This is a genomic window from Lacticaseibacillus salsurae, assembly GCF_045862175.1.
In the GTDB taxonomy this organism is placed as follows: Bacteria; Bacillota; Bacilli; order Lactobacillales; family Lactobacillaceae; genus Lacticaseibacillus; species Lacticaseibacillus salsurae.
In genome coordinates, this window is sequence record NZ_BAAFZI010000056.1 from 1 (window position 1) to 12,521 (window position 12,521).

The 12,521-nt window shown below is 47.6% G+C and carries 11 protein-coding genes; 2 read left to right on the forward strand and 9 right to left on the reverse strand.

The window, feature by feature from the left end; all coding sequences use genetic code 11:
* Positions 1-1,003: 1,003 nt before the first annotated feature.
* The 6 genes from ACKTSG_RS11885 to ACKTSG_RS11910 form a co-directional block, all read right to left on the reverse strand.
* Positions 1,004-2,191 (reverse strand): class I SAM-dependent methyltransferase, encoded by a 1,188-nt coding sequence (locus ACKTSG_RS11885; protein ID WP_407895041.1) that lies wholly within the window; start codon positions 2,189-2,191, stop codon positions 1,004-1,006.
* Positions 2,192-2,336: 145 nt separating this feature from the next.
* Complete coding sequence (locus ACKTSG_RS11890) at positions 2,337-3,566, reverse strand: MBL fold metallo-hydrolase (protein WP_407895043.1); 1,230 nt, start codon at positions 3,564-3,566, stop codon at positions 2,337-2,339.
* A gap of 128 nt (positions 3,567-3,694) precedes the next feature.
* Positions 3,695-4,969 carry an ABC transporter substrate-binding protein gene (locus ACKTSG_RS11895; RefSeq protein WP_407895045.1) on the reverse strand — a complete coding sequence of 425 codons (1,275 nt, stop codon included), beginning with the start codon at positions 4,967-4,969 and terminating at the stop codon, positions 3,695-3,697.
* An 8-nt stretch (positions 4,970-4,977) separates the two neighbouring features.
* Positions 4,978-5,796 (reverse strand): carbohydrate ABC transporter permease, encoded by an 819-nt coding sequence (locus tag ACKTSG_RS11900; protein WP_407895047.1) that lies wholly within the window; start codon positions 5,794-5,796, stop codon positions 4,978-4,980.
* Positions 5,797-5,805: 9 nt separating this feature from the next.
* A complete protein-coding gene (locus tag ACKTSG_RS11905) occupies positions 5,806-6,699 on the reverse strand; it encodes a carbohydrate ABC transporter permease (protein ID WP_407895049.1) in 894 nt (297 codons plus the stop codon).
* The gene (locus ACKTSG_RS11910; protein ID WP_407895051.1) at positions 6,689-7,750 is read right to left on the reverse strand and encodes an ABC transporter ATP-binding protein; all 1,062 of its coding nucleotides are present in this window, start codon (positions 7,748-7,750) and stop codon (positions 6,689-6,691) included. Before ACKTSG_RS11910 ends, ACKTSG_RS11905 begins: the two co-directional genes overlap by 11 nt.
* Before the next feature lie 307 nt (positions 7,751-8,057).
* On the opposite strand from ACKTSG_RS11910, the gene ACKTSG_RS11915 reads away from it, so the two are divergent.
* Positions 8,058-8,621 carry a GNAT family N-acetyltransferase gene (locus tag ACKTSG_RS11915; RefSeq protein ID WP_407895061.1) on the forward strand — a complete coding sequence of 188 codons (564 nt, stop codon included), beginning with the start codon at positions 8,058-8,060 and terminating at the stop codon, positions 8,619-8,621.
* Between the two features lie 132 nt (positions 8,622-8,753).
* Here the strand turns inward: ACKTSG_RS11915 and ACKTSG_RS11920 are convergent, their stop codons facing one another.
* On the reverse strand, positions 8,754-9,272 hold the full coding sequence (locus ACKTSG_RS11920; RefSeq protein ID WP_407895053.1) for an LURP-one-related/scramblase family protein: 519 nt from the start codon (positions 9,270-9,272) through the stop codon (positions 8,754-8,756).
* A gap of 17 nt (positions 9,273-9,289) precedes the next feature.
* On the reverse strand, positions 9,290-10,168 hold the full coding sequence (locus ACKTSG_RS11925) for a Cof-type HAD-IIB family hydrolase (RefSeq protein WP_407895055.1): 879 nt from the start codon (positions 10,166-10,168) through the stop codon (positions 9,290-9,292).
* Between the two features lie 87 nt (positions 10,169-10,255).
* Between ACKTSG_RS11925 and ACKTSG_RS11930 the strand changes: the two genes are divergently transcribed.
* The gene (locus ACKTSG_RS11930; RefSeq protein ID WP_407895057.1) at positions 10,256-10,954 is read left to right on the forward strand and encodes a uracil-DNA glycosylase; all 699 of its coding nucleotides are present in this window, start codon (positions 10,256-10,258) and stop codon (positions 10,952-10,954) included.
* 3 nt (positions 10,955-10,957) lie between these two features.
* Here the strand turns inward: ACKTSG_RS11930 and ACKTSG_RS11935 are convergent, their stop codons facing one another.
* On the reverse strand, positions 10,958-12,193 hold the full coding sequence (locus ACKTSG_RS11935; protein ID WP_407895059.1) for a site-specific integrase: 1,236 nt from the start codon (positions 12,191-12,193) through the stop codon (positions 10,958-10,960).
* Between the last annotated feature and the right edge of the window lie 328 nt (positions 12,194-12,521).

Here is a 12,521-nt window from a genome sequence, read left to right on the forward strand (position 1 = left end):
GGTCTGGTAACTTGAGGCACTGATTGGCAAGTTGCCTAAAGTTGATACGATGAAGAAACTCTTGGAACAAAACGAGCCCGGCGTCATTTGAAAGTTGACCGCCGTCGGCGGTCACAGTCACATTGGTATTGCATTGCAGGGATAAGCTGGTTAAAGTTGAGATGGTGTGAAGCCTCGCTTTCGTGATGGTTTTTATCGACTCAACCTTAGCATATAGGCGCACCCAATGGGTGAAACACCAAAGCAGCGCAGTCCCGTGTGAATCGTGGGATTGCGCTGCTTTTTTGAAATTCTATGAATAATCCAGGTTCATATTGATTCGCCTCCTTTACTAAAAATCGTAACACCAACCTTCCAAATACACCCGTTTGTTGCATACAAATAGGCACTGATTCAACGTTTGGTTGAAAAAGTGCCCATTAACCCAATTATGGTGTCTTGCAATTCGTTTGTGAAGTGTGACGGTAGTGGCTCGGTCACACATTGTGAAAATGCCCGTGGGCACTCTAACAGCCACAGCACAAAACTCACTGTGGGTAAAACGGTGGCGCAGGTGGATCCCGGGTTTTGCACAATCCGACGCGTAGCGATGATGCGATTGCGACTAACTTTAGGTGATCGATTGGACAAAACTGGGCGACAGTTGTCTCAAAGATCTGCCTTGATTAGCTGATACGCGATCAAATGCTACGGGCCGCTTCTGTGACTCACTTTTGTCGAAGTGATAGCTGACAATTTTCTTCGGTACCCCAGCGACTTTATGCCCACGGAATGCGCATCACCACGCTTCGACGCCACGGTGACGCTTGATGCCACAAAGCGCTGGCGATGTACCTAACCGTGCGGCTTTGCTTCGTGCCATTTCCCAACAAAAGGTACCGGCTCCATAGGTTTGCTTTTGTTGGGAAATGAAGCGTAACACCATCGATTTAAAAATGCAAGCGCTTTTTTAAAATAAGGTCAAAAAAACCGCCAGTAGCAAGACTACCAGCGGTAAAAAATTTTAGTTATACATATATTCACGAGTTTGTGGCAAGCCAGTACCAGAAGGGCCTTTGGTCAACAAGTATTGAATGACATCAATGTTGCCAGATTCAAAACTTGCTGAGCATGCTTGCAAGTACAGATCCCACATACGGGTGAATTCTAAGCCCATCATCTTGGTGACTTCTTCGCGGACATTGTTGAAGTTGTTACGCCACAACTCAGTGGTGCGTTGATAGTGGCGACGTAAAGGTTCCATGTCAGAGACCTGCAAGTCAGCAGCAATGATGTGGTCGATATTTTCGCTTAAGCCTGGCACATAACCACCTGGAAAGATGTAAGTGTTCAGCCAAGCATTGTTCGCGCCGCCTTGTTGACGGGTGATCCCGTGGATCAAAGCAGAACCGTTTGGCTTCATTAACTTGGCCACGTCTTTGAAGTACAGGCCTAAGTTTTCTTTGCCGACGTGTTCGAACATGCCAACGGAAGTGACGTAATCAAAGGGTTCATGGTCAAGTTCACGATAGTCGCAAAGCAAAACTTGCGCATGATCTTGCAGACCCATTTCATTGATCTTGTTTTGAACAAATTCGAGTTGTTCTTCAGACAAGGTGATCCCGACCACGTCTAAGTGATATTCTTTAGCCGCCGTCAGCATCAAAGTGCCCCAGCCACAGCCGATGTCTAAGAAAGTGCGGCCTGGTTGCGGGTTGAGCTTGCGCAAAATGTGCTCAACTTTGTTACGTTGGGCGGTTTCAAGATCATCGTGCCAATCGTCAAAATAAGCACATGAGTAAGTCATGGTCTTGTCTAGCCACAGGCGATAGAAATCGTTGCCGATATCATAGTGGGAATGGATATCTTGCTTAGATTTTTTTTCTGAGTGCGATTGTTTCGGCAAAAATTTGCGCAGTTTCGGGTTTTTCATGAAGGAATCTGCACTTTGATAGGCTGCGGTCAAAAGGGTTTGCAGTGGGCGGTGATGGACAGTGGACGTCACGTCGATGATGCCTTTTTGATAAGCTTCGCCTAACGCCAAGGACGCGTTTTTCATGACCGCTTTAAGCGGCACTTCTTCGTGGAAGGTGATGGTGAGCTCTGGGGTGCCGTCGCCGTATGTCTGCTCCGTGTGGTCCCAATAAACTACTTTGACTGGGATGTTGAAGGAGTGGGCGAACATTTGATTGTAAAACTGCTTGGTTAACATGGTTGCCTCCTCATTCGGTTGTGCCATAAGCCGTACCTGGCACAGGTTATTACCGTACCCTATAACCTTACACCGTTTTCTGAAAAAATGTAAGCAAAAAAAGCGCGCTGTCGCACGCTTTCTGTAAACAATTGACTGGTTTTGTCTAATCTTGGGCATCTTCGGGATCATCGACGGAATAGAATAAGTCTTTTTCAGGTAGCAAAACCATGGCTAATGTTTGTTGGTCCAAAGCTTCGGCTTCTGCTTCAGGTTTAAACGAATGCCAAGGCACGACGATTTCTGGTGCCACCATTTGGCAAAGTTTGATCAAGTCTTCTTTGGTCGCATGTCCGCTACAGGATAAATATTGGATTGGAATGTGATGTTGGGCCAAAAAGTCTAACAGCATGTTGAAGTGCGGATCGTAATCACCCAGCGGCACACCGTTGGAATGTAAGTAGACGCTGACCGGTAGATCAGCCAATTGATCTAGCGCGTCAAACGAGTTTTCTAAGACATATTGTTCAGGATGGGCTTTGAGTAAAGCGGCGTCAACAACATCCGGCGTAATGCCAGCAACGTCTTTAAGCACTTGATGCGAAAGTGCAGTCCAAGCGATCTGGCGGCCATGTTGATGCGCTGTGGCTTGAAATGCTGCCAAACGCTCCCAGTTGCGGACATAAGGATTTAAAACGACGAGTTGGTCAGCGTCATCTAACGCTTGTCCAAAGGCCACTTGCAAGCTGGCTTCAGTGTATGACGCCACTGGATGTTTGGAATCTTCAACTGGTGTGTCGCTATCAAACGAAAAAGTCGTGCCTTCTAAAAACAGCATTTTGACGTGTTGATCATGCAGTTCTTTTGCCCAGTGATCGACGCGATCGCGATGCGGACCATTGAGGCGTACGTCACCAGAATGGACATACAAATGATCGCCATCAGAAATTGCCACCGCCATGATCCCTGGTTCATCGTGATCAGAAGCGTAGCCAGTGACAGTCAGATCACCGATCGCCAGGGGTGTTTCAAATGTTAAAGCATGTAAGTTCGCCACCGGCTTTTCATCCCCGGCTTTGATCAAAGTTTCATACAATTTCAAACTGGCAGGACTCAGATAGATCGGCACGTCTTTGGCGAGATATTGCAGTGCGCCCATGTGATCGATGTGTAAGTGAGAGATCACGATGGCTTCATGTTCAAAAGCGTCTGCAGTGTCGTGGAAAAATTCTGGTAAGTTGGGTAGCTTACCGGCGTTGATCGATTCATCGATGGCTTCGCCACTTAAGTCTGCCGCCACGCCAAAATCAGTGATGATGCGGCTGGTTTTGGTGCTGATCTCCACAATGTTGCCACCGATCGTGTGTAATCCGTTCAAAAATCTTACGCTGGTCAATGTCTTTTCCTCCTAGTTTGTAACCAATCAGCTTACCACTGATCAATCACTGGTGCCAGAATAATTCTGATCATCTTGGCGAAACAAAAGCAGCCCTCAGTTGAAGGCCGCTTCTGCAACATGTTCAGTTACTTGGTGTTGTTATCTTTGATGATCTTAGTGGTTTGTTTTTGCAGATCACCCATGGCTTTTTCTGGGGTTTCTTTCTTGGTGAGCATCGCGTCAACGGCGCTCAACAAGTCAGTCCGATATTCAGAAAAACCGACAAAAGCAGTGGATTGGAAGCCAAAGTTCAAGGAGTTCACCGCGGCTTTATCGGCTGGGTTCTTGTCCAAGAAGGCTTGGTAGCCGGCGTCTTTGACGGCGGACTTGGTCAAAGGCACATAGCCGGTTTTTTCAGACCACTTGATGGTTTCTTTCTTGGAAAGCAAGAACTTGATGAAGTCCGCGCCGCCTTTCTTTTGAGCAGCAGAGGCGTCTTTGAACATCACGATATCATTGCCGGCAAGTTCTGTGGCTTTCTTGCCTTTGTAAGTTGGCAAGGCCATGGTTTGCCAAGTGAAGCCTTTTGGTGCATATTGCTTCATGCTGGAGATTCCGGCAGAAGAGCCAACATAAAACAGTGCTTTGCTGGACGTGAAGGTGCGATCGCCGTAGATATCTTCACCGGCAGTTTTGGCTTCTTTGTTTTGCACCATGTCCCAAATAAAGTGGGTGGCTTCTAAAGTCTTTTTGGAGTTCAAGTTAGGCGTTAAGTCAGTAGAAACCAGCTTGTTGCCGTTTTGTTTGGCGAGGCCTTCAAGTTCCATATCAAAAGACTTGTCAAAACTGATGCCATACAACCCGTCAGCTTTGACTTTGGCGGCATCTTGTTGAACTTCTTCCCAGCTGGTTGGCACTGATAAGTTGTACTTCTTTAACAACGTTGGGTTGTAGTACATGATTCGAACGGACTTGGAAAATGGCATGGAGTAATACTTGCCTTGATATTTAGAAGAGCTGATGAAAGCTGGGTAAATATCAGTCAAGTCAGACTTTTTGATATAGCTGTCAAAAGGTTCGATGAAGCCATTTTTCACATAATCTGGCACAGTGGTGTAAGTGGTTTGGGAGATCGTTGGCAACTTGTGCGACTTGGCACCAGCCATGATTTTTTGTTGCAAGGCAGTGTAATCGCCTTGCGCAGTCCCCACGACTTTGTATTTGGATTGCGACTTGTTGTAGTCGCTGATGATGCTGTTTAAGGCTTTGGCGTAAGGGCCGTTCATCCCATGCCAAAAGGTGATCTTAACGGGACCAGAACTTTTGGTGGTGCTTGAAGAATTGCCACAACCGGTTAAGCCGGTGGCTAAACTAATGGTGAAAACAGCGAGTAATGCTTTAACCCACGATTTCTTTTTCATGTGAATGATTATCCTTTCAACCCTGCTTTAGAGATCCCAGCAATAATATACTTTTGTAAGAACACATATAACACAACCATTGGAATAATAACGAAGGTACTTGCCGCCATTAACAGCTGGTATTGGGTACCAGCGTCAGTGGTAAATGCCTGTAGCCCAACAGGCAAAGTGCGCATTTTATCCGAATTGGTGACGATCAATGGCCACATGAAAGCATTCCATGACCCGATCACTTGCAAAACGGTGACTGCGGTGATGGTGGATTTGCTCATTGGCACTAAGACATGCCACAAATACCGCCAATCACTAGCGCCATCCATGCGCGCGGCGTAGTAGATCTGCTCAGGCGTGGATTGGAACGTTTGCCTGAGGGTAAAAACGGTGAAGAAGCTGGCCAACCACGGAATGATCAACGCCCCATAGGTATCGATCAAGCGCAAGTGGCTCAAGGTGACAAAATTAGGGATGATCAACATTTCGCCTGGGATCATCATGGTCCCAAGGAAGATCACAAAGATCAAGTTTTTCCCGAAGAATTTCAACCGTGCAAAAGCAAACGCGGCTAAAATGCTAGTAAACAGCTGCCCGACCGTCGTCACAACAGTTACCACCAACGAATTGACGAAGTAGCGCGCAAATGGCGCTTCATGCCAAGCTTTGATGAAGTTGCCCCATTGCAGTGACTTAGGGATCCAAGTCGGCGGGACGGTGATGGTTTCTGGCGCGGTTTTTAAAGCCGTGGATACCATCCATAGAAATGGCATCAACATGGTCAACGCGCCAAGGGTGACGATCAAATATAAAAGCACACGACTGAGTTTTTTCATCTGTGCCTCCTAATAATGCACGTGCTTGCGGGAGTACCACAGTTGCACGAGCGTGACCGCCAAGATCAAGAAGAACAACACCACGCCGCTGGCTGCTGCGATCGGGTATTTGTATTCGGTATAGAACTTTTGGTACAAGTAATACACAATGGTCAAATCAGCTTTCCCAGGTCCTGGGGTGCCGCCAAATAAGGCAAAGATCTGGTCAAACACTTTAAATGAGCCGATGATGCCGTTGACTGATACCAAAAACGTGATTGGGGAGATCATGGGGATGGTGACATTGACAAACCGTTGCCAAGCATTGGCCCCGTCGATTTCAGCGGCGCGATAATAACCTGGGTCGATATTGTTGAGTCCTACTAAAAACAAAATGATGTTGAACCCCAAATCTTTCCACACTGTCATGATGATCAAAGCCAACAACGACCAATGCGGATCATTCAACCAATCGATGGCGTGGACACCAAACAAGCCGAGGAAATAATTCATCAACCCGTAATCGGAGTGGTAGATCCAATTCCACACCATGGCAATGGCGACTGTCGAGGTGACAAAAGGCAAGAAATAAACCGTCCGGAAAAAGCCTGACAGCCATTTGATCTGATTGAGCAAAATGGCGATCACAAGCGACAAGATCACAGTGATGGGCACCACGCCAGCCACAAAGATCAGCGTGTTGCGTACGGCCAAATGAAAGTCGGGGTCGGCAAACAAGAATTTAAAGTTGTCCAAACCCATCGCCGAGACTTTGTCAGTGTAGTAATCGTATTTGGTGTAAAAACTCATCAAGAAACTTGATAAGATCGGCCAAATGTTAAAGGTGATGGTGATCACCAACATCGGCAACAAATACAATAAGGCTTTTACCGTCGAGCGCCAAGTGGCTTTTTCATTCATCATGCGACTCACCGCCATAGATCAGCTTGCCGTCATGATCAAACAAGAAAAAGCCTGTGACTAAAATGCTGAAGTCGCCAGCTTTGGTGCCAGCCGGTAAACTGGCCAGTTCAGTAGACAACAGCGATTCGCCATTGTAGTTCAGCGTGGCGGTGGCTTCACGGCCAAATTGATGCGTCGCGCCGACTTCAGCGTGGATCTTGGCGACGACTTGGCGTCCCAAGTCATGTAACACGATACTTTCGCTGCGGATCCCCACTGATTCCGCCTGCTGCAAAATGTCGCCAGGAACGACTGCAGCGAGATCTTGGCGCATGGTGTCGGCTTTGATCATGTTGATCACCGGGCTACCAATGAATTTGGCCACAAATGCATTAGCCGGGCTGGCATATAAGGTGTGCGGCGTGGCAAATTGTTGAATATGCGCGTCAGCTAGCACCATGATGTAATCGGAAATGTGCAACGCTTCATCTTGATCATGGGTCACAAAAATCGTCGTGACGCCAGTTTCCGATTGAATGCGGCGAATCTCTTCGCGCATTTCGATTCGCAACCGCGCGTCCAAGTTAGACAAGGGTTCGTCTAGTAATAGTAGCGATGGTGATTTGGCCAAAGCGCGGGCAATGGCGACACGCTGTTGCTGGCCACCGGAAAGATCACCTGGTTTTTTGGTCAATTGATCATCGACATGCACCAACTTGGCCAATTCGCGAGCGCGCGCATAGCGTTGCGATTTTTTCACCCGGGCCATTTTTAATGGGAAGGCGATATTATCCAGCACGTTTAAATGCGGATACAAGGCATAGTTTTGAAAAACCATACCGACTTTGCGCGCTAATGCAGATTGTTTGGTGACATCTTGATCATCAAAAAAAATTTGCCCTGCAGTTGGCGCCAGTAGCCCTGAGATCATGTTCAGCGTCGTGGACTTGCCGCCGCCACTTGGTCCCAAAAGCGATACCAACGCGCCATCGGGAATCGTAAAATTCAATCCTTCTAGCGTGTTGACCTTGCCATCATATGACAAGGCGACGTCTTTAAACGTTACCTTCAATCAATACCACCCCTTTATTTGTGTCACCGTTAATACCATAACAGCACCCTTCGACACATACAAGATGTAGATATATCTAGGAAATTGTGTCCAACATCTGGTATAAAACAAAATTTCTAGGAAATATTAACGGCCCCTTCTAATATAGCGCGTATTGGTGACAATGTGTGAATGAAAAGCCTTGAAAACACTGGAAAATATTTTTTGGGCCAAAAGGTGTACAATATAAATCGCGCGCGTGAGGGGACAAGAATTGGAGGAGCGTCGCCGACCTCACGAGTCAAAGCGCTAGGTGACGTATGTCAAAATGATCCGTCCTGCTACTCCTGAAGATGCCAAAGCATGTGTGCCGCTGATCGATATCGTGTTTGAAGAAATGGAGATCCCGGCCTTGATGAAGTTGCCTAAGTCGCAGCTTTATCCTGTCTTTGAACAAGCTTTCTTGCTAAAAGATTACCGCTATGGCTGGCCGCAAACTTTTGTGCATGAAACTGATGGGCATGTTGATGGCATTCTCGTGGGTTATCCCCACGACCGCGAAGACCACATTGATGATGTGTTTCAACCGCTATTGCCCAAAATTGGCTTGCCAGAGTCAGAAGAATTATTCCCAGATACTGAAACATACACTGGCGAATGGTACGTCGACACCTTAGCCGTGGCTGAATCCGCGCAAGGCCAAGGCATCGGCACGGCGCTGTTGAAAGGCGTTGAACCATTGCTACATGATCGTGGGGAAAGTTTGCTGTCGCTCAATGTCGATCAAGCCAACCCGCGAGCTGAAAAGCTATATACCCGCATTGGTTACACCAAAAATGGCGAATTGATGATCGGCTCGCATCGCTACAACCATATGATCAAAGAGATCTAAACCAAACAAGCTGAGACATACGCGGTTTTAGCCAAGACGCACAAGTGCCCATGGGCCACGATTCCGTTTTTGGGAATCGCGGTGCATGGGCGCTGGTGTGTCTTGGTGTTGCGTATGGAACGCGACTTTGAATTACATGCCAAAGCTCATATTCACATCATCATGGCGGACCAACGGGTTGGCATTGTGCACTTGGCGCCACCGATCTAAAATCGCCGCCAACAACAAGCCAGCCACCACATCTTCTTCATGGGGGATGTCCAGTTTAAACACGGTATTGGAAGCCGTGCCGGCTTCGGCGATCGTGGTGATCGATTTGACGCCATGGTAAATGTGGTATTGGTTGGCCAACAAGTTGCCAATGATCATCCAATTGAGTCCTGCCACGAAAATAAATTCGCGCCACACGCCAGCCATTTTTTTGATGGCGGCCACTTTCTTGCGTCCGATGTACAGATCATAACGCGGGAAGATGCCGACGGTTTTTTGCCGGATCTCGCCAAGTTCGGCACCGGCAATGCTGTGCAAGCTGAAACCTTCGTTAGCGAGGCCGTGTCTGCCGGTGAGAATGTATACCGGCTTTGAGTTGGCATCTTTGACAACGCTCATGCCGCTATCTTTGAGCGATTGGGCATCGATATAAAATTGCATGAGCGCGCCTCCTTTTGTTATGCGTTGGTTTCGTTTAATAAAATGGCCCGATCGATGGCTTGCGCCACGCCGTCATCGGTGTTTTTAGCAGTGGTCCACCAAGCGATGTCTTTGATATGAGGCAAGGCATTGCCCATGGCCACGCCGTATTTGGCCATGGTGATCATGGATTCATCGTTTAAATTGTCGCCAATGGCCATGCATTCTGCTAAGGTGAACCCTTTTTTCTCAGCGTAAGCTTTTAAGGCCAAGCCTTTTTGGGCTTGTAGCGAGTTGATCTCAATGTTGTTGACGGCACTAGAGGTGATCACCAATTTGTTGGTTGCCAGCAACGCGGTTTTGGCTGGGGCTAAAGCTTTTTGACCGGCTTCAGAAAACGCGATCACTTTCAAGACGGTCACGCCAGGTTGTTTGACCAAGGCGTTGTAATCATCCACGTAATTGATGTTCATCAGTTCCAAACGCGCTGCGGCCAAAGCCACCGCGATCTTATAGCTGGTGTCAGGATTTAACCGCACCAAAACGTCGGCAACTTGTTGGATCCGCCGCACCCGAGAATCAGAATACACCCCTGAGTTGGTGACGAGCTCAAAATATAGCCCAGCGTCATGTAAAGTCGTTAAAATCGTTTGGACCAATTCTGGGGCGATCCCCGCTTCAACAGTGAGTTCGCCATGGGTATCAAATACCCGCGCGCCGTTGACCGTGATGAATGCCGTGTGTAAGTCATGGGCTGCCACTAGTGGTTGCGCTTCAGATAACCCACGGCCAGTGGCGACCATAAACTCGATGCCAGCCGCTTGGGCGCGCCGGATCGCCGCTGCGTTGCCTTCTGAAACTTGAAGCTTGTCATTGAGCAAGGTACCATCCATATCTGATGCGATCAAACGAATCATGCGTGAATCCTCCTTGGCTGTTTGACTTCATTTTAACATGTTTTCTATCCGGCTGGCACCGTGTACAATAGAAGCGAGGTGACACGCATGAAAACGATTATCCACAACGACTGGCAAACCGTGTTGGCACCGGTATTTGCCAGTCCCCAATACGCGCAATTGCATCAATTTTTAAAAACAGAATATGCGACCAAAACCATTTATCCGGAAATGCATCACATTTTTCAAGCCTTTGAATGGACGCCTTTTGCTGATACCAAAGTGGTGATTTTAGGCCAAGATCCATACCACGGCCCAAACCAAGCCATCGGGTGTTCGTTTGCCGTGGCGCCAGGGATCCAGTTACCCCCATCTTTACAAAATATCTATAAAGAATTGCAATCAGACCTTGGCATCGCGCCAGTGAATCATGGATACTTAAAAGCCTGGGCGACCCAAGGCGTGCTGTTGCTCAACGCGGTGTTGACAGTGCAAGACGGGCGCGCCAACTCCCATCAAAATCGCGGCTGGGAACAGTTGACTGACGCGGCGATCGCGGCGTTATCTGATCGTGGCGGCGTGGTGTTTATTTTGTGGGGGGCGTCGGCGCGCGCTAAGGCCAAGGTGATCGACCGCAGTAAAAATGCGATCATTGAATCGCCTCATCCCAGCCCATTATCCGCGTACCGAGGCTTTTTTGGGAGCCGCCCATTTTCCAAAACCAATCAAGCCTTAGCGCAAATGGGGGAGACGCCGATCGATTGGCAACTTCCTAGTACACCTAATACCGGTCAAACCGGTCTGTAGGCCCTACATACCACCGGCTTTCAGAGAATTTTCATTTTTGTGACCAGATTTCGACCAGATGACTTTTTGTAAGAGCTTTTCGTATTCGTCAGAAGCGTTATTTATTCCGTCTTGCGTATTGTGCACATAATAGGACATTGTGAACTCCGGATTGGCGTGTCCAAGCGTACCAGCAATGTCTGCGGGATTAATATTTGCTTCCACCATGAGTGTGGCTTTGGTGTGGCGTAATCCGTGCAAAGTGATGCGACGCAAATTGTTTCGCTTACAGATTCCCTTGATCCAATACTTTGGCAACTCATGTCCGACGCGCTTGCATTTTCCGTACTGGGTGACAAAAATCCAACGCCTGCCATCGGCTGACGGCTTAGAATTATTTCGCCACAGCATCAGTGCCCTAAGAACGTCTTCACCCACTTTGAGCGTGCGGTAAGCATTTTTTGTTTTAGGTTCGCCAACGTGCTCGCCTTCACCGTAATCAGGTAGTGCGGTTTTATTGATGCTGATTGTTCTAGCAGAGAAGTTAACATCATCCCAAGTCAATGCTTGGGCCTCGCCGCAGCGCATTCCTGTTGAAATGAGCACTCGGAAAAAGGCTAGGCGTTCAATACCTTGTTTTCCACCAGTTTGTGCTTCACGATCAAGTGCCGCCGAAAATAAATTCAGCTCCTCGATGCTGTAGAAGTTGTTGTCAGGATGATTGCTCTTGGCTTTATTGGTTCTTGGCACGGTTGCCATTGAAGTAGGGTCGTTGGTGATCCAGCCCATGCTGCCACAAAATTTCATGAGTAGCTTCAGCCGTCCGAATATGACTGAGACGCTTCTATACTTCTGGTTCAATCGATTCAGCCACGGCTGGATATCCAGCAATGTGAGCTGATCAACGAAGTAGTCGCCGAACTCTGGTAAAATATGCAACCTAAATTGTTGCTGAATACTTTGTTGAGTGGAAGGACGTACCAGGTCCTTGTGCAGCGGAAACCACATCTCATAGGCTTCTCGGATCGTGGGCTTGACTACCTTCTCATATTTACCGTGTTTGAACTCATAGACGGCATCTTCATAAGCATCAGACGCTGATCGTTTAGTTTCAAACCCGCGTAGCGTTGTGTATTTATCTAAGCCAGTCTTCGGATCAATTCCAAGATAGCCTTTTACCATCCACCTTTCTTCTGGCTTGAGTGTCTTACCATCAATAGATTTTTTAGGTTTCAATTTGTATTTTTTATAAGTTGCCATAGCGTATTTACCTTTCACGAGGCTCTCACACATCGCACTTTGTAATAACGCTGGTAGCACCACCTCCTTAAGTGGTAAAATTGTATACGAAAAGTGGTACTCATCGAGTGAGCTTTCACATTGCGCCTAGCCGGCCATCCATCCAAAGATTTCGGATAGGTGCTATTTTTATGCTATGATATAGGTAAATTCAAATTAAAAGTAAGCAGGAGATAACAGCACGGATTTCCTAATCCGTTTCCCCGCAGTACACTAGCCTCATCAATTATGGTGAGGTATTTTTTATGGCAGATAAACCCGATATCGTCCAGATCAAGATCGATCAACC

Coding starts and splice junctions, on each gene's coding strand:
- ACKTSG_RS11885 (WP_407895041.1), bottom strand. CDS start 2,191: ATGTTAACCAAGCAGTTTTACAATCAAATGTTCGCCCACTCCTTCAAC.
- ACKTSG_RS11895 (WP_407895045.1), bottom strand. CDS start 4,969: ATGAAAAAGAAATCGTGGGTTAAAGCATTACTCGCTGTTTTCACCATT.
- ACKTSG_RS11900 (WP_407895047.1), bottom strand. CDS start 5,796: ATGAAAAAACTCAGTCGTGTGCTTTTATATTTGATCGTCACCCTTGGC.
- ACKTSG_RS11905 (WP_407895049.1), bottom strand. CDS start 6,699: ATGATGAATGAAAAAGCCACTTGGCGCTCGACGGTAAAAGCCTTATTG.
- ACKTSG_RS11915 (WP_407895061.1), top strand. CDS start 8,058: ATGATCCGTCCTGCTACTCCTGAAGATGCCAAAGCATGTGTGCCGCTG.
- ACKTSG_RS11920 (WP_407895053.1), bottom strand. CDS start 9,272: ATGCAATTTTATATCGATGCCCAATCGCTCAAAGATAGCGGCATGAGC.
- ACKTSG_RS11925 (WP_407895055.1), bottom strand. CDS start 10,168: ATGATTCGTTTGATCGCATCAGATATGGATGGTACCTTGCTCAATGAC.
- ACKTSG_RS11930 (WP_407895057.1), top strand. CDS start 10,256: ATGAAAACGATTATCCACAACGACTGGCAAACCGTGTTGGCACCGGTA.
- ACKTSG_RS11935 (WP_407895059.1), bottom strand. CDS start 12,193: ATGGCAACTTATAAAAAATACAAATTGAAACCTAAAAAATCTATTGAT.